We start from the raw sequence: 18,396 nt of genomic DNA on the forward strand, positions 1-18,396 counted from the left end.
GACTCTATCCGCTCCGGGGAGCGCCGGGCATATCCTTACCGGATGGAAACACACGACGGCGATGCCCAGTTGACAGCGGAACAGCCGGAAGAACCGGACGAGCCGGAGGCGGGCGAACCCCTCCCGCTCCCGGTCGCCGAGCTGCACCTGCATATCGAGGGAACGCTGGAACCGGAGCTGATCTTCGCGCTGGCGGAACGCAACGGGATCGCACTGCCCTATGCGGACCTGGACGAGTTGCGCTCGCGCTACGAGTTCACTGACCTGCAATCCTTTTTGGACCTGTACTACGCCAACATGGCCGTGCTGCAGACGGAGCAGGACTTCGCCGACATGACCCGCGCCTACCTGGCCCGGGCGGCGCTCGCCGGGGTCCGGCACGCCGAGATCATGCTGGACCCGCAGGCCCACCTGTCACGCGGGATACCGCTGGAGACGTGCGTCAACGGCGTGGCCTCGGTGCTGGCCGGATCCCGCGAAGAGTTCGGCATCTCCACCCTCCTGATCGCGGCCTTCCTGCGCGACCTCACCGAGGACTCCGCCCTCGAGGTCCTGGAGCAGCTGCTCGCCATGGGCGCCCCGATCGCCGGCATCGGGCTCGATTCCGCCGAGGTGGGCAACCCGCCGGCCAAATTCGAGCGGCTCTTCGCCCGGGCCAAGGACGCCGGGCTGCACCGGATCGCGCACGCCGGCGAGGAGGGCCCGCCGTCGTACATCATCGACGCGCTGGACCTCCTCGACGTGGAGCGGATCGATCACGGCATCCGCTGCATGGAGGACCCGGAGCTCGTGGAACGGCTGGTGGACGAGCTCATCCCGCTGACCGTGTGCCCGCTGTCCAACGTCAGGCTCCGCGCGGTGGACACCCTGGCCGGGCACCCGCTGCCGGCGATGCTCGCGGCGGGGCTGAACGTCTGCGTGAACTCGGACGACCCGGCGTATTTCGGCGGGTACGTGGACGACAACTTCGCGCAGCTGAAATCGGTGATCGGCCTGTCCGAGTTCGACTGCGTCCGGATGGCCGCGAACTCGATCCGGTCCTCCTTCGCGAGCGAGGAACGCAAGGCCGAGCTGCTGGCCGAGCTCGCCGCGTCGGGACACTAGCCGCCCAAGCAACGCGGGGTCACTACGCGCCCATCCGGAGGCCCCGGACGGGCCGTAAGTGACCCCGCGTTGGCTGTCGAACGGCCGGGTTAGACGTCGATCGAGTCCATGTGCGGGTAGCGCGCTCCGGCTGCCACCCCGGCGGGAGCCAGTTCGTCCAGGCGGGCCAGGTCCTCGGCGGAGAGTTCGACGTCGGCAGCGCCCAGGTTTTCCCGCAGGCGGTTGACCTTCTTGGTGCCGGGGATGGGAACGATGTGCTCGCCCTGGGCCAGCAGCCAGGCCAGTGCCAGTTGCCCCGGGGTGCAGCCCTTCGCGTCCGCCAACTCCTTGACCCGGTCCACGAGTTGCAGGTTCCTGTCAAAGTTCTCGCCCTGGAAGCGCGGGGAGTGCCGGCGGAAATCGTCTGCGGCAAAGTCCTCGGGGCTGCGGAACTGGCCGGTCAGGAATCCACGGCCCAGCGGGCTGTAGGGCACAAAGCCAATGCCGAGCTCGGCGAGGACCGGGAAGACCTTGGTCTCCGGCTCGCGCTCCCATAGCGAGTATTCGGTCTGCAGGGCGGTGATGGGGTGCACCGCGTGGGCCCGGCGCACGGTGTCGGCGCTGGCCTCGGACAGGCCAAGGTGCCGGACTTTGCCGGCCTGGACCAGCTCAGCCATGGCCCCGACGGTTTCCTCGATCGGGACGGTCTTGTCCACCCGGTGCTGGTAGTACAGGTCGATGTGGTCCACGCCCAGCCGCTGCAGGCTTGCATCGCAAGCGGCGCGCACGTAGTCGGGGGAGCCGTTGATGCCCACCCAGGATCCGTCGGGCCGCCGTTCGTTGCCGAATTTGGTGGCCAGGACGACGTCGTCGCGCCGGCTTGCGATGGCCCGGCCCACAAGCTCCTCATTGGTGAAGGGGCCGTACATGTCCGCGGTGTCGAGCAGGCTTCCGCCGGCGTCGAGAAACGCCTGGATGGTGGCGACGGACTCGTTGTCCTCGCCGTGGCCGTAGAACTCGCTCATGCCCATGCAGCCCAATCCCAGGGCTGAGACGGTGAGTGAACCGAGTGTGCGGGTTTCCATAGATATCTCCTCAACGGGAACGGTTGGACGCCCTCTCCGGCACCTGGTCCGGCGCATGTTCAGCGGCGGGACGGCGCGCGGTGGGCAGACCGCAACTTTAGGCCCATCGGGCCGGGGACACAACGGGAGGTCTGCTTTGGCTCGGTGCTCCCTGGCTCGCGTAATGCCGGTCCGGCCCGGGAGCGAAAACGGCGTATGCCATCGGACCCAGCCAGAACGGCTGCAGACCTCCAGACCCGCGGATCGTCAGTACGAGCATGCGAGGGCGATCGCCCAGGCAATGGCTGGGGGGCCGCTTGATCCCTACGACGCCGGGGCGGCTGCCATTTTCGCCCGGACCTCGTCCATGTCCAGGTCCTTGATGGCGGTGATGAGCTGTTCCAGCCCGGCCGCGTTCATTGCCCCGGGCTGTGAGAAGACGAGGATCCCGTCCCTAAAGGCCATCAGGGTGGGGATGGAGGTGATGCGGGCGGCGGCGGAGAGGCCGGGCTCGGCCTCCGTGTCCACCTTCGCGAAGACGACGTCCGTGTGGTTGTCGGACGCCTTGCTGAACGTGGGGGCGAACATCCGGCACGGGCCGCACCAGGCTGCCCAAAAGTCCACCAGCACGATGCCGTTGCCGGTGATGGTGTCGTTGAAGGTTTTCTCGGAAATGTCGATGGTTGCCATGGCAAAATATTATACCCCCGGGGGTATATCAGCAAGCGTGGCACCGGGTTTGCATTTATACCCCAGGGGGTATCATGATGGAGAGGGAAAGATGCCCGCCCTGGAGGATATCCGCACACTTTTCCTGCGCCTGACCTACGCCGGCGCGGGTCTTTCCCGGGCAACCCCTGGTCCCGTATTCTGCCGCTCAACATTTTTCCGCTCAACAGGCCAGTCCTACCGAAAGGTCCAGCACATGGAAATCACCCCGCAGCAGCTCGCGGAACAGCTCAAGGCCGGCAGCGATGCCCAGATCGTGGATGTGCGCGAACCGGCTGAAATCGCCGAAGGCATGATCCCCGGTGCCACGCACATTGCCTTGGGCGAACTGGCCGGCCGCCTCAGCGACCTGGACAAGTCCCGTCCGGTCATCGCCGTGTGCCGCAGCGGACGCCGCAGTGCGGCAGCGGCTGACCAGCTGGCGGCCGCAGGCTACACGGCTTACACCGTGCCCGGCGGAATGCTTGATTGGACTGCCGCGGGATTCCCGACCGCCTGACCCCACCAGACTGCCCGGGCGGCACGCCCCCAAGCGCCGCCCGGGCTTCCATTTGCCCGGACCGTGTCCCTGATGTGGCGAACCGGGCGGTGGAGGGCGGCCTCGCCCAGTAGCGGGCCGCCACAAGAAATGCTCCAAGAAATACCGAAAGAGATCATGAATTCCTTGAATACGACCACTCCTGTTCACAGCGCTCCCAAGTCCATCGATGCCTCGACCCTGAAGGCCTGGGAGGATAACCACGACGATCTCATGGTCATTGATGTGCGCAACGGCGCAGAGTTCGATGCCATGCACATCAATGGCTCGTACCATGTGCCGCTGTCCATGCTCAGCGAACACACTGAAGAATTCGCGGCCAAGATGGGTACCCGCGTGGTCCTCGTCTGCCAATCCGGTAACCGGGCCGAGCAGGCCCGCAAGCACCTGGACGCCGTAGGCCTGGCCAGTGCCAGCGTTCTGTCTGGCGGGGTCCCCGCCTACGCGGCCGCCGGCGGGAATGTCGTCCGCGGCCGTGGCACCTGGGCCCTGGAACGCCAGGTCCGGATGACCGCCGGCTCCCTTGTCCTTGCCGGCATGCTCGGCAGCAAGTTCATCTCGCCCAAACTAGGCCTGATTGCCGGCGGCATCGGTGCTGGCCTGACGTTCTCCGCGGCCACTAACAGCTGTGCCATGGGCCAGATGCTCTCCAAGATGCCTTGGAACCGCTCCGCGAACGAGCCCACCGCGCACCAGGCCCTGAAGAGCCTGGACGCCCGGGCATGATCATTTCCGCGGCGGCCTTCGGGCTGATCGTCGGTGGCCTGCTGGGCCTGGTCGGAGGCGGCGGATCCATCCTCGCCGTGCCCGCCCTGGTCTATGGCGTGGGGCTGCCGCTTGCGGCGGCGATCCCGACGTCGCTGGTCGTCGTCGGCGCATCCTCCGCCGTCGCGGTGCTGCCCCGGCTGCGGAACGGGGTGAACTGGAGACTGGCGCTGATCATCGGCGCCGCAGGCACCGTGACGGCCTACCTCGGCGCGATGGTCAACAGGTTGCTGGACCCGAAGGTCCTGCTGCTGGCTTTTGCCGCGATCATGGTCTTCGCCGGCATCCGGATGCTGATGCCGTCGACATCCGTCGGTGGCGCCTGCGCGCTGCCCGGCGGCGGCGTCAACTGGCGCAGCTGCCTGCCCAAGGCGATCGCCACCGGCGCCGTCGTCGGGTTCCTGACCGGTCTACTCGGCGTCGGGGGCGGCTTCCTGATCGTCCCGGCACTCACCCTGGCTCTCGGGCTCCCGATGGCGCTGACGGTCGGGACTTCCCTCGTGATCATCGTGATCAACTCGGCCGCCGGCTTCGCCGCCCACCTGGGTGATCTGCAGATCGACTGGGCCGTCACGGCGGCCTTCGCCGTCACCGCGATGGCCGCCTCACTCGCGGCAGGGCGGATCGGCACCGGCATCCCGGACAGGGTCCTCAAGCGTGGCTTTGGAATCCTGGTGCTGGTGATCGCCGCCTACGTCGCTGTGCAGGCGCTCCTGTCCTGAGGGGCGCCAGGGAACGTGAAAAAAGGCGCCGGAGGACATGTCCTCCGGCGCTTTCCCTTCCTCAACGCCTGTGCTTGGGCGCCGGCAGGGTCCACCTACCGCCCGAACAGCTTCGCGAAGAAGCCCTTGCCGGTCGACTTTTCCTGCTCGTGCCCGCGGCAACGCTGGGAGCTCGGAACCCCGCGCATGACCTGGTCGACGTGCTGGCCGCAGCCTGCCCATGTGGTCTTCTGGCATTTCTTACATGTCACCGCACGGCACATCTGGTTGCTCCCTTGCATAAGTGGATAGTCTCATCAGTATACCCCCTAGGGTATTTATGGGGATGAAGACTTCACCGCGAGATAGGGCGGCAGCCCCGCGGGCCGGCGCCAAGGCAGCCTTCGAGGGAGTGTTTTGAGGCCGCCAACGGTCTGGGCGCAGCATCGCCACCGCGTCCGGCTCCAGCCGAGTTGTCCCCTTGATTCCGCTGCGCAGCGGGAGGATCGTGGGCCGTGCGGCACGACGTTGTGCCAGGCAGACGCGTAGCGGGAGGCTCGATGGCGGCAGAGGCGGTCTTCCGGGTTGTTGTTGGGGTCGACGGGTCGGACTCGTCACTGGCAGCTCTGGAATGGGCCCTTCAGGAAGCCCGGCTGAGAGCCGGGCAGGTTCACGTTGTCACAGCATGGCACTACCCCCTCCTCGGGGATGCCGCTGGCAAGGCTGAGGACCATGAAGCCTTCGGCGACAACGCCCGGAATGTGCACGCTGATGCGCTGCGGCGGGCATCCGGTTCCGGTGTTGCGGTCACCGGTGAAGTGAAGGAGGGGCATGCCGCGGAGGTGCTCCTGAAGGCTGCGGCCGGGGCCGATCTCCTGGTGGTCGGATCGCGGGGTCGTGGCGGCTTCGCCGAAATGCGACTGGGGTCGGTATCGAGCCATGCGGTGCACCATGCCCGTTGTCCTGTGCTGGTGGTCCGTACCGGTGCCAGGGCGGTTCCTTAGATTGCAGGTTTGTGGTCGGTGCCGCGCATCCGGACGGCCACGAGGATTCCCGACAACGCGGTGAGCGCCGCGACGACGGCGACGGCAGCGGGGATGCCGTAGGCGTCCGCGAGAATGCCGGAGAGCAGGGCGCCGACGGCGAAGCCGCCGTCGCGCCAGAGCCGGTAGATTCCCACCGAGCGTGCGCGCCACTGCGGATGGGCGACGTCGCCGATGGCGGCGAGCAGGGTGGGGTAGACCATGGCTGTTCCGAGACCGAGGAGAGCGGCGGCGGCGAACCAGACCCCGAAGCCGGTGCCGAGGGCAACGATGCCGAGCGCTACGGCCTGGACTAGCATGCCCCCGACGATCAGCCTTTTACGGCCGTATTTGTCCGACATGGCTCCGGTGACGAGCTGCGCGGCGCCCCAGACGGCAGGGTAGACGGCGGCCAGGATGCCGATCTTCTCGATGCTCAGCCCGGCGGCGGCAAAAAGGAGCGGAAACAGGCCCCAGGCGAGGCCGTCGTTGAGGTTGTTGACCATGCCGGCCTGGCTGACCGAGGACAGGGACTTGTCCCGGAAACTGGTGAGGGTAAAGATCTCCCGGTTGCTTAGTTCCCCGTGGGCGGCCGTGTGGTTGACGGCCTCCACTCTGGCGTAGCCTCGGGTTTCCTTCACGGCCAGAACGGACAGGCCCAGTCCCAAGGCGATGTAGGCGGCGCCGAGCAGGAACGGCCCAGGGCGGAGCCCGTAGTTGGTGGCGATGTAGCCGGTGGCCAGAGCGGTCCCGGCGACGCCGAGGTAGCCGGCAGCCTCGTTCAGGCCCATCGCCAGGCCGCGCCGGGAGGATCCGACGAGGTCCATCTTCATGACCACAGTAGTGGACCAAGTGAGGCCCTGGCTGATGCCGAGGATCACGTTGGCGGCAACGATCCAGCCCCAGGAGGTTCCGAAGGTCAGCAGCAGCGGCACGGGGATGGCGATGAGCCAGCCGGTCACAAGGACGGGTTTCCGGCCGTAACGGTCCGAGAGCGTGCCGGCGAAGTAATTGGTGCCGGCCTTGGCGAGTCCGAAGGCCACGATATAGGTCAGGGCGGACGTGTAGAGGTCAAGGTGGAAGACCTGGTCCGCCAGCAGCGGCAGCACGGTGCGTTCCTGGCCGAGGGTGCCGCCGACTAGGGCATTGACGGCGACCAGGAGTATGAACTGGGCCAGGTTCTGACGCAGGCCCAGGGTGATGCCGGTGCGCTGTGGGCGTTCCCGCCGGACTGCGCTGCCTTGCGGGGACGGGGTGTTGCCGGGCATCATTTCTGAACTCCAGTTGTCCGGGACATGCGTCGACGGCGGCCGGGTGTCCCGGCCGCCGCCAACGCTGTCAGTTAATTACTTCGGGTCGTGCCGCGATCAGTTGCTGGAAACAGATTCCCGAGCCTGCTGCCAGGCGGCCCATCCGGCGTAGCTGCCGTCGAGTTCGACGACGTCGTAGCCGGCCCGGCGCAGGGCGCTGGCCGCGACGGAGTTCCGGACCCCGCTCTGGCAGTAGGACACGATGGTGCCTTCGGAGGGGAGCTGGTCCAGGTTCCACATCACGCGGCCGCCGCTGAGCTGGTGGGAGCCTGGGATGTGTCCTGCGGCGTGTTCGGTGCGGTTGCGGACGTCGAGGACCATCGCGGCCTCAAAGCCACCCAGTTCTTCAGGCTGGATGAGCTTGGGGGTGCTGGCGGGCAGGCCTTCGAGGCCTGTGACGTAGCCGGCGACGTCGTCGATGCCGACGCGGACCAGGTGGTCCCACATTTCCTGCGCGGCGGCCTGGCTGGGGGCCAGGAGTACGAGCGGGTTCTTGTCGGTTTCGGGGTTGACCACCCAGGCGCCGAAACTGGCGGTGGACTTGCCGGAGGGGATGTTCAGGGCACCGGTGACGGTGCCTTCGTGGACTTCGGCGTTCGAGCGGGTGTCCACGAACGTCATGGCGTCGGCGGCGAGGCCCTGGGCAACAGTTTCGGTGGCGAGTTCGCTCAGGGGGGCGCGTTCGCCCATCACTGCCGGGCCCTCCCGGTTCTCGCGCTTCATCCGGCCGAAGTAGGCATGCGCATCGGGCAGGCCGTCGAGGAGCTCGGCGATGAAGCCCTCCTCGTCGTTGGCGGCCAGGTAGGGTCCCCACCAGGCGTAGAGCCGTTCGTAGCCGACCGTGCTGGAGGGGATGGCGCCGAGGGCCTTGCCGCAGGCGCTGCCGGCCCCGTGGCCGGGGTGCACCTGGACGTGGTCGGGCAGGGTCAGGAACTTATCGCGCAGGCTGGCGAACAGCTGCTTGGCGCCGGCGAAGCGGGTGTCGATGCCGCCCGCGGCCTCGTCCAGCAGGTCCGGGCGCCCCAGGTCCCCGGAGAAGACAAAGTCACCGGAGAGCAGATAGCCGGGGGTGTCGGCGAACGCGCCGTCGGTGATGAGGAAGGACAGGTGTTCCGGGGTGTGGCCCGGGGTGTGCAGGGCCTTGATGGTGATGTTGCCCAGGGTGATCACGTCGTCGTCGTTGAGGCGTTCGGCCTGGAAGCCGTACTGCCAGTCGTCCCCGCCCTCGCCGGAGACGTAGGCGGTGGCGCCGGTGGCGGCGGCGAGCTCGCGGGTGCCGGAGAGGAAGTCGGCGTGGATGTGGGTCTCGGTGACGGCCACGATCTTCATCCCGTTGGCCGCGGCCAGGGAGCGGTACACGGCGATGTCGCGGCGCGGGTCAACAACGACCGCCTCACCCTTGGCCTGGCAGCCAATGAAATAGCTGGCCTGGGCGAGGTCTTCGTCGTAAATACGCTCGATAAGCATGGGGCTCTCTTTCGCTGGGCGGGGGAGTTTCCGGGAGGGGATTCTCCGTCGGTCTACCCACAACGATAATACCCCTGGGGGTATCTTGCAACCGGCATGCGGCAGGCTGGCTGCCGGCTTCCCGCTGCTGGCCGTTATACCCGCCGGGGTATACAATTGGCAAAGTACCGCCCACCTTTGGAGCCCGCCATGGAACTTGATTCGACCGAACTCACCCCGATCATCAACCGGCTCAAGCGCGCCCAGGGACAGCTCGCCGGCGTCACGCGCATGCTCGAGGAGGGGAAGGACTGCAAGGACATCGTCACCCAGCTCGCCGCTGTCTCGAAGGCTTTGGACCGGGCAGGCTTCGCCATCATCGCGACCGGCCTCGAGCAGTGCCTTCTCCGCGGGGACACGAGCATGGATACCAAGGATCTGGAAAAGCTCTTCCTGTCCCTTGCCTGATGCCGCCACTATTACCGCAGGAGCAGCCATGAGCTATACGCATACCGTCACGGTCCCGATGACCTGGGAAGAGGCTGTGCAGCGCACCCGCGAGGCCCTCGCCGGACAAGGCTTCGGCATTCTCTCGGAGATCGACGTCCGAGCCACGTTTGAGGCCAAACTCGGCGCCGGTGCCGCCGAGGAGCTCGGCGACTACATGATCCTGGGCGCCTGCAACCCGGCCCTGGCCAGTCGGGCACTCTCCGCAGAACCGGACATGGGCGCGCTGCTGCCCTGCAACGTCGTCGTCCGCCGGGGCAAGGACGCCGCCGAGACCACCATCCAGGCCATCGACCCGCAAACCATGGTGAAGCTCAGCAACAGCCCCGCCGTCCGCGACGTCGCCAACGACGCCGACACCCGGCTCCGCGCCGCCCTGCACACACTCAGCGGCGCAGAAATCCCGGGGAACTGAAGCACCCGACGCCTCGACGGCATCAAGATGCCCGGCCGGGCCGCCGGCCGGTGCTGAGGCATCAACACTACCGTTTGGATGTCAGCCTCTGGAGTTGTTCCGGGGGATCCGAGGGTAGATGAGTTGTGCGTGCACGCCCGCGTTGTCGGTAGACGCCGCCACGGCTGGCCCCGGCTCACCCTTGCCGGGGGATGCGCGGGGCGGGGGCGGGCGGCAGAGTGCAGATATGACGAAGACCCGCGAGCGCAAGGGCTGGCTGCGCCAGGCGGCGCCCGGACTCAATGCCGTGGCTACGTACCATAAGGACTGGTTCGGCAAGGACATCGTTGCCGGGGTTGTCCTGACGACGTTGCTCGTTCCGCAGGGCATGGCCTATGCCGAGCTGGCGGGGCTGCCGCCGATCACCGGGCTGTACACGAGCATCCTCTGCCTGCTCGCCTACGCGGTCTTTGGCCCGTCCCGCATCCTGGTCCTGGGGCCCGACTCTGCCCTCGGGCCTATGATCGCCGCGACGGTCCTGCCCATTGTCGCGTCCGACGGCGACCCGCAGAAGGCGATCGCGCTCGCGTCGATGCTTGCCCTCATGGTCGGCGCCATCATGGTCTTGGCGTCCGTGGCCAAGCTCGGCTTCATCGCCGACCTCATCTCCAAGCCGACGATGATCGGCTACATGAATGGTCTCGCGATCACCATCCTGGTGGGCCAGCTCCCGAAGCTCTTCGGGTTCAAGATCGAAAGCGAAAACTTCATTGGCGACCTGGTCGGATTCGTCGAGGGCGTGGCCAATGGCGAGACAGTGGTCGCCGCGGCGGCGGTCGGCATCGGCGGGATTGTGCTGATACTGGTTCTGCAGCGGTGGCTGCCCAAGGTCCCGGCGGTACTCGTCATGGTGGTCGCCGCGATCGCGGCCACGGCGGTCTTCGATCTGGCCGCAAAGGGCGTCTCGCTGGTCGGGGAACTCCCGCGGGGATTCCCGCCGTTCACCATTCCCCAGGTGGACTTCGCGGACCTCGGGCTGATGTTCGCCGGGGCCCTCGGTATTGCGCTGGTGTCCTTGACGGACACGATCTCGACGTCGACGGCGTTCGCCGCACGCACCGGGCAGGAAATCCGCGGCAACCAGGAGATGATCGGGATCGGTGCCGCGAACCTGGCCGCGGGCCTCTTCCAGGGCTTCCCGGTCAGCACCAGCGGATCCCGGACCGCCGTCGCCGAACGTTCCGGCTCGAAGTCGCAGCTCACGGGCGTGACGGGCGCCGTGCTGATTCTCCTCATGCTGGTGTTTTTGCCGGGGCTGTTCCGGAACCTGCCACAGCCGGCACTGGCGGCCGTGGTGATGACGGCGTCGATCTCCCTCGCCGACATTCCCGGAACGGTTCGGCTCTGGCACCAGAGGCGCACCGAGTTCTACCTGTGCATGGCCGCCTTCCTTGGGGTCGCGTTCCTGGGCGTCCTGCCCGGCATCGGCATTGCGGTGGGGCTGTCCATCCTGAACATCTTCCGCCGGGCGTGGTGGCCGTACGAGACCGTGATCGGGCGGGTGCCCGGCTATGAGGGGTTTCACGACATCCGCGTCCACCCGGACGCGAAGCACCTGCCCGGCCTGGTGATCTACCGGTGGGACGCCCCGTTGTTCTTCGCCAACGTCCGGCCGTTCCGCGACAACATCCGGCACCTGGCCCGGACGGAACCCAAACCGCGGTGGATCGTCATCGCGGCCGAGCCGATCACGGACGTTGACACCACCGCCGCGGACGTCTTGCTCGATCTGGATGTCGAACTGAACGCGCAGGGTATCTCCCTGGTGTTCGCCGAGGTCAAGCACAGGACCCGGGAGAAGATCGAAAAGTACGGATTGACCCGCGAAATCGAGCCGGAGCATTTCTATCCCACCACCGAAGCAGCCGTTGCCGCCTACATGGCCCAGACCGGCGCCCAATGGAGCGCCGAAGAGTAACGGCAGGGGAGCAGACGTGGTTCCTCCTTAGCGGTGAATACGATCTGACCCGGAAGTGAGCAGCACGGAGTCGACGGCGGAGGCAGGCGCCGCGCGCCATGCACCCCGGTCCAGGACAACGGTGGTCAGGACTGCCAGGACCACGACGGCGAAGTAGATCAGTTCCGCCCGGCCAGCCTCGGCACCGGAGAAACCGAAGGAACCCACCGTAAACGTGCCTTGACTGTCGTGGAAGAGGTATGTGAGCAGCACGCTTCCGCCAGTGCGGTTGAACAGCCACACGTAGAGGAAGGTGATGGCGAAGGTGGTGGGCAGCCCGATCAGGCTGAGCTGCCCTAACACGACCAGTGGAACGTGCCAGAGGGCCACCACAACGCCCAGGAGTGCCGCGGACCGCAGCGGCGCCCACCTCGCCTGGAGCAGCGGCAGGGCATACCCGCGGAAACCGGGTTCCTCTCCCAGAGGTCCGTCCAGCGGATTGACCAGACGCACGGCAAAAACGGCCAGGAGCCCGGACCACGTCACCTGGGCCAGCCCCGGTGCAGGGGCGCCGAGTGCCATGTTCGCGAATCCGGTGACCAAGGCCATCAACGGCGGGAGGAGGAGGGCCACGGCGTACCAGACCCAGCCCACCCGCCACCGGATGAGCCGCCGGCCCCACGCCCGGAAGCCGGCCCTGCCCTCGGCGAGCCCAATGACCATCAGGGCCGCAGCCAGCGGACCGATCGGCAGGAATTCGAACTGCGGCATCAGCCCGGCCGCATAGAGCGGCCAGGAGCACCAGGAGATCGCGAACGCCAGGACAAAGAACGCCGGGAGGCGGTGACGCTGCAGCCAGACCTTGAAACGCGGCATGACGGCTCCTGGGGAGCAGGGACGGATACGGCTCATTGTCCGCCCGCGGGCGCCCCCGAATCCAGCAATGCCGAAACGGGCACCCTCCGCGGACCGCAGCCGGCGTTCCGCTGGCATCACGAGAACAACGCGGGGTCACTTACGGCCGGTCCGAGGCGCTTTGATGGGCCGTAAGTGACCCCGCGTTGTTTTTCTACTCGCGGGTAGGGCCGAGTTGGTCCCTCGCGCCCCCCGCCCAGCCCTGTCATAGTGGGTCACGACACACAGAGTTAACCGGATCCGCTCGCAAAAACCATGGTTTCCTTGGCAAAATGCAGGTGGATCAATTGCTTCTAAAGGAGACCCATGGGCGCGAACACCGCGGAAAACACCAACCTTCGGCTTAAGGCCGTGCTGGATGTTCTGGCAGAGGAGGTATGGACGGGCGAGAAGCTGAACGCCGGAGCCGTGCTGGGCGAGGCAATCGCACGGGTGCCGCTCAACGACCACGAACGCGAACTCCTCAGTGGCGGCATTCCCCGCGGCCACAAGACGCTGACCACCGCCACGGCCAAGCTGGTCAAGGCCGGCTGGCTGGTCAAGGGCCGCTCCGGCTGGTCCATCACCGATGACGGCCAGCGCGCCACGGTGGCTTTCGCCGAGCCTGCCGCCTTCGCTGCAGCGCTCGACGCCGGCACTCCCGTTCCGGCGGGCACGCCGCTTCCGACTGCTCCCGCGGCAAAGCCGGCGAAGCCGGAGAAGGCAGCAAAGGCAGAAGCGGCGCCGACCGCCGCGGCCGGGGAAGCGCCGTCGACCACTTCCAAGGTTGCCGGCAAGGCTGCCAAGCTCATCGAGGAGGCCGTGGCCCCCGTGGCCAAGGCGGTGCGCAAGCGCAAGCCCGCAGCGAAGGCCGCACAGCCTGCGGCAGCAGCGTCGGCAGAAGCCCCGGCGGCGGCGGCCTCTGCTGTCAGCGTCGACACCATCGAACAGCCGGACGCCGTCGCGGTTGCCGGCGACTTCAGCATTCTGCTGGGCGCGCCCGCCAACTGGGCGCCGCAGTACGACGAAGTCCAGATGGAACTGGACCAGGTGGATCAGCTCTGGAAGATTGCCGCGGACATTCCTGCCGGCTTCTACTCCTTCAAGATCGCCCTGAACCGCTCCTGGGACGAAAACTACGGAGCGTTTGGCGTCTTCGACGGACCCAACCACGAAGTCCACCACGGCGGCGGCCTCCTGGTCATCCAGTACGATCACCGCACCCGGGACATCGTCCAGCCGTAGCACCGACGCGCAACCGTCCTGCCGACGGGCAAATGACACTGCGACACCCGAAATCGGGTGTTTGCAGGGTCATTTGCGCGCCGCGGGCGGGTTTGGCATCCTGAGCCTGCCCCGCCTGAGCCTGCCCCGCCTGAGCCTGCCCACCCTGAGTCCGCCAAGCCTGGGTCTGCCCCGCCTGACCCTGCCGAGCGGCGGCGGCCCGGCCTAGCATTGCCTCATGGAGACCGTCGAGGTTGCGGGCCTGCGCATCCGGTACCGGCGTGCGGGCCAGGGTCCGCCGCTGGTCCTGCTGCACGGCGCCTACGAAGACAGCCGCATCTGGCGGCGGCAGCTCGAGGATCTGCAGGCTGACTTCACGGTTTTCGCCTGGGATGCACCCGGGTGCGGCGGCTCGGACGATCCGCCGCCGGACTTCACCGGACAGGACCTGGGCGACGCACTGGCAGGCTTTCTGCGGGAAGCGGTTCCCGGCCGGCCGCACGTCCTCGGGCTGTCCATGGGCTCCGGCATTGCACTGGAGCTCTACCGGGCACACCCGTCAGTGCCCGCGTCGCTGCTGCTGGTCTCGGCGTACGCCGGTTGGGCCGGATCTTTGCCGCCCGAGGAAGTAGAGCGCCGGTATGCGCAGGTGCTCGCCGAACTCGATCAGCCGGCGGAACAATTCATCCCCGTATGGCTGCCCACGCTGTTCACGGAACACGCTGATCCGGCGGCGGTGCAGGAAACCAGCGCAATCATGGCCGACTTCCACCCGGGCGGCATGCGGGCACTGCTGAACGCGAACGCCCACGCCGACTACCGCGACGTGCTGCCCACCATCGCGGTGCCCACCCTGCTGCTGTACGGCACGGACGACGTTCGCTCGCCGCAGAGCGTGGCCCGCGAGATGAACCGGCGGATCCCTGGCTCGACGCTGGTGATGATTCCCGACGTCGGGCACATGGCGGCCGTCGAAGCGCCGGCTGCCTTCAACGCCGAGGTGCGCCGGTTCCTGCACGGACTCTCCGCGCGGTGACGCCCGCTAGAACCGGGTCGGGTCCGGCCGCGGCGGCACCGGGCCGGGATCCGGAATCGGGAGGGGGCCGGGCGGCGTCGGGAACGGCCCCGGTTCCGGTGACGGCGTGGGCGCGGGGCCGGGTACCGGCTCGGGCCCAGGAACCGGCGGCGGCGTGACCGGACCGGGTTCCGGCGGGAACGGGTCTCCGGGCTCCGGCGGCGGCGTCGTGGGGCCGGGTTCTGGCGGAAACGGATCGGGGCCGGGGGGTGGTGGAATAGTCATGCGTGGCTTCCTTTCGTGGGCTGGCGTTCAGGATCGTCGATCAGGCGCCGCGGCGCCGGCGCAACACCTGCAGTTCCCAGGGCCGCAGGCGCACCGCAGCCGCGGAAAGGCCCTCCCGCACCGCACCCGCGGCGGAACCCCCGGCCGAGCCGCCGTCGGAGGCGTCGGCGTCGGCCGGATAGTTGCCCAGGACCAGCTCCGCGTCAGCCCAGGCCTCGTCCCCGAGGTCCGCGTCGCGCACCTCGCCGGAGAAGTTGCCCAGCACCAGCAGCTCCGGAATCCCGGCGCCGTCCGTGGGACCGTCTGCGGGACTGCCGGAAGAAACGGCTGAACCGGGCCCGGTCAGGGCCCGGGTGAACGCATAGACGTGCGGGTCATCCGGCAGCAGCATGGTGAAGTTCCCGTGCGAGACCACCGGTTCCGCATGCCGCAGCGCTATCACCTGGCGGTAGAAGCTGTAGACCGAATCCGGATCATCCACCTGGGCGGCGGCGTTGATGTGGTTGGCATTCGGGTTCACCGCGATCCAGGGTGCCCCGGTGGTGAAGCCGGCATGCCGGGAGGCGTCCCACTGGACTGGGGTCCGCGCGTTGTCCCGGTTCAGCGGCGCGAGGGCGGCGAGGACCTCGGCGTCGGTGTGGCTCAGGTGCGTGGTGGCTTCGCGGTGGTGGTTGAGGACCTCGATGTCGCGGTAATCGCTGATCGCGCCGAACGTCATGTTGGTCATGCCCAGTTCTTCACCCTGGTAGACGTAGGGCGTGCCGCGGTGCAGGTGCAGGACGCCGGCCAGCATTTTGGCGGAGAGCTCGCGGTATCGGGGGCTGTCGTCGCCGAAGCGGGACACGGCGCGGGCCTGGTCGTGGTTGCCCCAGTACAGGCTGTTCCAGCCCGTCTCGGCCAGCCCGTCCTGCCAGCGGCCCAGTGTCCGCTTCAGCTCGGTGAGCAGGAGTTTCTTGGGCCGCCACTTGTCGCCGTCCTCCTGGTCCAGCGCCACGTGCTCGAACTGGAACACCATGTCCACCTCGGCCCGGGCTGGGTCGGTGTACAGGATGGCGTCGTCCACGGTCACTCCGGGCATTTCGCCGACGGTGAGCAGTTCGCCGGTGCGCTTCGCGAAGACTTCCCGGTGCATCTCTTGCAGGAACTCGTGCATGCGGGGGCCGTCGATGTAGAACGGGGAGCCGTCACCAAAGAGCTTGCCGTCGGCCACCGGGCCGTCCGGGAGCGAGGTGTCCTTGGAGATGAAGTTGATGACGTCCATCCGGAACCCGTCCACGCCCCGGTCCAGCCACCAGTTCATCATCTCGTAGACCGCGGCGCGGACCTCCGGATTCTCCCAATTCAGGTCCGGTTGCTTCTTCGAAAAGATGTGCAGGTAGTACTCCCCGGTGGCCTGGTCGAACTCCCACGCGGGCCCGGAGAACGCCGAGCCCCAGTTGGTTGGCTCCGCCGCCTTGCGCCGCGGGGAGGCGCCGGCGTCGACGTCCCGCGGCGGCCGCCACCAGTACCAGTCGCGCTTCGGGTTCTCCTTCGAGGACCGGGATTCCACGAACCACGGGTGCTCGTCCGAGGTGTGGTTGACCACCAGGTCCATCACCAGCTTCATGCCGCGCACGTGCAGCCCGTCGGTCAGTTCCCGGAGCTCCTCGAGGGTACCGAACAGCGGGTCCACGTTCCGGTAGTCGCTGATGTCGTAGCCGTTGTCGTCCTGCGGGGAGGTGTAGATCGGGGAGAGCCAGACGACGTCGACCCCCAGCCGCTGGAGGTAGTCCAGCCTGCTGATGATTCCGCGGAGGTCGCCGATGCCGTCGCCGTTGGCGTCGGCAAAGCTGCGCGGATAGATCTGATAGACGACGGCGCGTTGGAACCAGTCGCCGGCAGTCGCCTTGGGTGTTTCCGTGGGGGCTTCTTCGACCGTCATGGGGACTCCTCAGCTGGTCCGGCAGACAAGGGGGCAGCGCGTTGCTGACCCGCCAACGTCTGATTATTGACCAGTTGGCGGGGGCTGGGAAGACCTGCCCGGTCCGGCTGTGCTGTCGTGCTGTCCAGGCGCGGCCGCCCGGCCCGGCTAGTTCTGCGAGGCGATGGCGTTGTCGCGGTCCTCGAAGACGTCCTCGCCCGGTCCGGAGAAGGCCTTGGAGCGCTGGATCGCCTCGATGGATCCGGTGAACAGCTGGGAGTCGTGGGGATCCGGGTGCCGGTGGTGCTCGGCCGTAGCCTTGCCGGGGCGCTTGGAGCCCGTGACGGCGTCGGACGCGTTGCCGGAAGTGGACGCCGCCAGTGCCGACGGCAGCGATTCGAGGCGGACGTGGGGGAGCGCCGTCGGGTGGTCCTGCTGCAGGAACAGCACCAGTTCCTCGCGGATCAGGCAGCGGAGGTCGAACAGGGAGGCGCTGTCCGCGGCGCTGACCAGGATGCGCACGCGGACAAAGCCGGCGGTGGCGTCCGTGATCTGCAGGATCCCCACACGCTTGTCCCACAACGGCGTATCGGCCAGGACCTTCTTCAGCTCGCCGCGCATTGCCTCGACGGGAGCGCGCCAGTCGAGGTCGAACTCCACGGTGCCCATAACCTCGGACTGCCGCCGGGTCCAGTTCTCGAAGGGGGTGGTGGTGAAGTACGTCGAGGGCAGGATCAGCCGGCGGTCGTCCCAGATGTGGACCACCACGTAGGTCAGGGTGATCTCCTCGATCCGGCCCCATTCCTTCTGGACCACCACCACGTCGTCCACCCGGATCGCGTCCGTGAAGGCGAGTTGGATGCCGGCGAAGACGTTGACCAGCGAGGTCTGCGCGGCGAGGCCCGCGACAATCGAGATCACGCCTGCGGAAGCCAGGAGCCCGGCGCCGAGCGCCTGGATCGCGGGGAACGTCAGCATCATGCTGCCCAGGGCCACCACCGCAATCAGTGCGACGCCGATCCGCCGGGCCAGGATCACCTGGGTGCGCAGCCGCCGGGCGCGCCGGTTGTCCGCGACATCCACCCGGTACCGGGTCAGCACCATTGCCTCGATGATGAGCAGCATGGCGATGGCCAGCCAGGCCAGCGAACCGATGAGCGCAATCAGCAGCAAATGGTCCAGGCCGTGGCGCCATTCAAGATCCCCGCCGCTCGTGGCGAGCGCGATCCGGACGGCGATCAGGCACAGCGACAAGCGCAACGGCAGCCGGGCCACGCGGGAGGTCTCGCGCAGTTCGGGCTTGCTGCGGTTGAGCCGGAGCACAATCTTGCGCACCAGCCAGGACAGGACGAGCCCGGCAACCACGGCGAGGGCCATGGCCAGGAACGGCATTGCTTGGGTGAGGAACTCTTGCATTACTTAAGCTCTAGCAAGCTTCCACGGGCAACTGAAATCGCCGGGATGTCAACGTGGGTCTCCTCACGCCGCTGCAGGAGCCGGCGGGCACGGCAAGTCTTCGGCAGGTTCCGGCGCGGACCATCGCAGTCCAGCGCAGTCCGGCC

At 67.6% G+C, this 18,396-nt stretch carries 17 protein-coding genes; 10 read left to right on the top strand and 7 right to left on the bottom strand.

What is annotated here, in order from left to right; genetic code table 11:
• Positions 1-42 precede the first annotated feature (42 nt).
• Positions 43-1,104: an adenosine deaminase gene (locus AC1DNG_RS12810; RefSeq protein ID WP_476887492.1), complete on the top strand. Its 1,062-nt coding sequence runs from the start codon at positions 43-45 to the stop codon at positions 1,102-1,104.
• An 89-nt stretch (positions 1,105-1,193) separates the two neighbouring features.
• Here the strand turns inward: AC1DNG_RS12810 and AC1DNG_RS12815 are convergent, their stop codons facing one another.
• Entirely contained in the window at positions 1,194-2,168 is a 975-nt protein-coding gene (locus AC1DNG_RS12815; RefSeq protein ID WP_476887493.1) for an aldo/keto reductase, read from the bottom strand.
• A gap of 303 nt (positions 2,169-2,471) precedes the next feature.
• Positions 2,472-2,837: a thioredoxin gene (gene trxA / locus AC1DNG_RS12820; protein WP_230007315.1), complete on the bottom strand. Its 366-nt coding sequence runs from the start codon at positions 2,835-2,837 to the stop codon at positions 2,472-2,474.
• 235 nt (positions 2,838-3,072) lie between these two features.
• Between trxA and AC1DNG_RS12825 the strand changes: the two genes are divergently transcribed.
• The 4 genes from AC1DNG_RS12825 (at position 3,073) to AC1DNG_RS12840 (ending at position 5,884) form a co-directional block, all read left to right on the top strand.
• Entirely contained in the window at positions 3,073-3,375 is a 303-nt protein-coding gene (locus AC1DNG_RS12825; RefSeq protein WP_230007322.1) for a rhodanese-like domain-containing protein, read from the top strand.
• A gap of 156 nt (positions 3,376-3,531) precedes the next feature.
• Positions 3,532-4,140, top strand: coding sequence for a rhodanese-like domain-containing protein (locus AC1DNG_RS12830; protein WP_230007316.1), 609 nt, complete (start codon positions 3,532-3,534; stop codon positions 4,138-4,140).
• A complete protein-coding gene (locus tag AC1DNG_RS12835; protein WP_476851644.1) occupies positions 4,137-4,901 on the top strand; it encodes a sulfite exporter TauE/SafE family protein in 765 nt (254 codons plus the stop codon). Before AC1DNG_RS12830 ends, AC1DNG_RS12835 begins: the two co-directional genes overlap by 4 nt.
• Before the next feature lie 539 nt (positions 4,902-5,440).
• On the top strand, positions 5,441-5,884 hold the full coding sequence (locus AC1DNG_RS12840; RefSeq protein ID WP_476887494.1) for a universal stress protein: 444 nt from the start codon (positions 5,441-5,443) through the stop codon (positions 5,882-5,884).
• On the opposite strand, the gene AC1DNG_RS12845 is transcribed toward AC1DNG_RS12840, so the two are convergent.
• Positions 5,881-7,170 carry an MFS transporter gene (locus AC1DNG_RS12845; RefSeq protein WP_476887552.1) on the bottom strand — a complete coding sequence of 430 codons (1,290 nt, stop codon included), beginning with the start codon at positions 7,168-7,170 and terminating at the stop codon, positions 5,881-5,883. The two genes, AC1DNG_RS12840 and AC1DNG_RS12845, sit on opposite strands and share 4 nt — an antisense overlap.
• A 99-nt stretch (positions 7,171-7,269) precedes the next feature.
• On the bottom strand, positions 7,270-8,679 hold the full coding sequence (locus AC1DNG_RS12850; RefSeq protein WP_476887495.1) for an MBL fold metallo-hydrolase: 1,410 nt from the start codon (positions 8,677-8,679) through the stop codon (positions 7,270-7,272).
• Positions 8,680-8,868: 189 nt separating this feature from the next.
• Between AC1DNG_RS12850 and AC1DNG_RS12855 the strand changes: the two genes are divergently transcribed.
• The 3 genes from AC1DNG_RS12855 (at position 8,869) to AC1DNG_RS12865 (ending at position 11,537) form a co-directional block, all read left to right on the top strand.
• Positions 8,869-9,126 (top strand): metal-sensitive transcriptional regulator, encoded by a 258-nt coding sequence (locus AC1DNG_RS12855; protein WP_476851641.1) that lies wholly within the window; start codon positions 8,869-8,871, stop codon positions 9,124-9,126.
• Positions 9,127-9,154: 28 nt separating this feature from the next.
• Complete coding sequence (locus AC1DNG_RS12860; protein ID WP_476887496.1) at positions 9,155-9,580, top strand: DUF302 domain-containing protein; 426 nt, start codon at positions 9,155-9,157, stop codon at positions 9,578-9,580.
• 226 nt (positions 9,581-9,806) lie between these two features.
• Positions 9,807-11,537, top strand: a complete 1,731-nt coding sequence (locus tag AC1DNG_RS12865; protein ID WP_476887497.1) for a SulP family inorganic anion transporter — start codon at positions 9,807-9,809, stop codon at positions 11,535-11,537.
• Between the two features lie 27 nt (positions 11,538-11,564).
• Here AC1DNG_RS12865 and AC1DNG_RS12870 read toward each other — a convergent pair whose 3' ends face one another.
• Positions 11,565-12,392, bottom strand: a complete 828-nt coding sequence (locus tag AC1DNG_RS12870; RefSeq protein ID WP_476887498.1) for a CPBP family glutamic-type intramembrane protease — start codon at positions 12,390-12,392, stop codon at positions 11,565-11,567.
• 345 nt (positions 12,393-12,737) lie between these two features.
• On the opposite strand from AC1DNG_RS12870, the gene AC1DNG_RS12875 reads away from it, so the two are divergent.
• Together AC1DNG_RS12875 and AC1DNG_RS12880 are read left to right on the top strand one after the other, a co-directional pair.
• Positions 12,738-13,655, top strand: coding sequence for a pullulanase X25 domain-containing protein (locus AC1DNG_RS12875; RefSeq protein ID WP_476887499.1), 918 nt, complete (start codon positions 12,738-12,740; stop codon positions 13,653-13,655).
• Positions 13,656-13,872: 217 nt separating this feature from the next.
• Entirely contained in the window at positions 13,873-14,670 is a 798-nt protein-coding gene (locus AC1DNG_RS12880; protein WP_476887500.1) for an alpha/beta fold hydrolase, read from the top strand.
• A 304-nt stretch (positions 14,671-14,974) separates the two neighbouring features.
• Here AC1DNG_RS12880 and AC1DNG_RS12885 read toward each other — a convergent pair whose 3' ends face one another.
• Both AC1DNG_RS12885 and AC1DNG_RS12890 read right to left on the bottom strand, forming a co-directional pair.
• On the bottom strand, positions 14,975-16,855 hold the full coding sequence (locus AC1DNG_RS12885) for an alpha-glucosidase (protein ID WP_476887501.1): 1,881 nt from the start codon (positions 16,853-16,855) through the stop codon (positions 14,975-14,977).
• Between the two features lie 147 nt (positions 16,856-17,002).
• Positions 17,003-18,250 carry a mechanosensitive ion channel family protein gene (locus AC1DNG_RS12890; RefSeq protein WP_476851634.1) on the bottom strand — a complete coding sequence of 416 codons (1,248 nt, stop codon included), beginning with the start codon at positions 18,248-18,250 and terminating at the stop codon, positions 17,003-17,005.
• Positions 18,251-18,396 lie beyond the last annotated feature (146 nt).

The organism is Arthrobacter sp. 01T425, from assembly GCF_056398725.1.

Coding starts and splice junctions, on each gene's coding strand:
- AC1DNG_RS12810 (WP_476887492.1), top strand. CDS start 43: ATGGAAACACACGACGGCGATGCCCAGTTGACAGCGGAACAGCCGGAA.
- AC1DNG_RS12815 (WP_476887493.1), bottom strand. CDS start 2,168: ATGGAAACCCGCACACTCGGTTCACTCACCGTCTCAGCCCTGGGATTG.
- trxA (WP_230007315.1), bottom strand. CDS start 2,837: ATGGCAACCATCGACATTTCCGAGAAAACCTTCAACGACACCATCACC.
- AC1DNG_RS12825 (WP_230007322.1), top strand. CDS start 3,073: ATGGAAATCACCCCGCAGCAGCTCGCGGAACAGCTCAAGGCCGGCAGC.
- AC1DNG_RS12830 (WP_230007316.1), top strand. CDS start 3,532: ATGAATTCCTTGAATACGACCACTCCTGTTCACAGCGCTCCCAAGTCC.
- AC1DNG_RS12835 (WP_476851644.1), top strand. CDS start 4,137: ATGATCATTTCCGCGGCGGCCTTCGGGCTGATCGTCGGTGGCCTGCTG.
- AC1DNG_RS12840 (WP_476887494.1), top strand. CDS start 5,441: ATGGCGGCAGAGGCGGTCTTCCGGGTTGTTGTTGGGGTCGACGGGTCG.
- AC1DNG_RS12845 (WP_476887552.1), bottom strand. CDS start 7,170: ATGCCCGGCAACACCCCGTCCCCGCAAGGCAGCGCAGTCCGGCGGGAA.
- AC1DNG_RS12850 (WP_476887495.1), bottom strand. CDS start 8,679: ATGCTTATCGAGCGTATTTACGACGAAGACCTCGCCCAGGCCAGCTAT.
- AC1DNG_RS12855 (WP_476851641.1), top strand. CDS start 8,869: ATGGAACTTGATTCGACCGAACTCACCCCGATCATCAACCGGCTCAAG.
- AC1DNG_RS12860 (WP_476887496.1), top strand. CDS start 9,155: ATGAGCTATACGCATACCGTCACGGTCCCGATGACCTGGGAAGAGGCT.
- AC1DNG_RS12865 (WP_476887497.1), top strand. CDS start 9,807: ATGACGAAGACCCGCGAGCGCAAGGGCTGGCTGCGCCAGGCGGCGCCC.
- AC1DNG_RS12870 (WP_476887498.1), bottom strand. CDS start 12,392: ATGCCGCGTTTCAAGGTCTGGCTGCAGCGTCACCGCCTCCCGGCGTTC.
- AC1DNG_RS12875 (WP_476887499.1), top strand. CDS start 12,738: ATGGGCGCGAACACCGCGGAAAACACCAACCTTCGGCTTAAGGCCGTG.
- AC1DNG_RS12880 (WP_476887500.1), top strand. CDS start 13,873: ATGGAGACCGTCGAGGTTGCGGGCCTGCGCATCCGGTACCGGCGTGCG.
- AC1DNG_RS12885 (WP_476887501.1), bottom strand. CDS start 16,855: ATGACGGTCGAAGAAGCCCCCACGGAAACACCCAAGGCGACTGCCGGC.
- AC1DNG_RS12890 (WP_476851634.1), bottom strand. CDS start 18,250: ATGCAAGAGTTCCTCACCCAAGCAATGCCGTTCCTGGCCATGGCCCTC.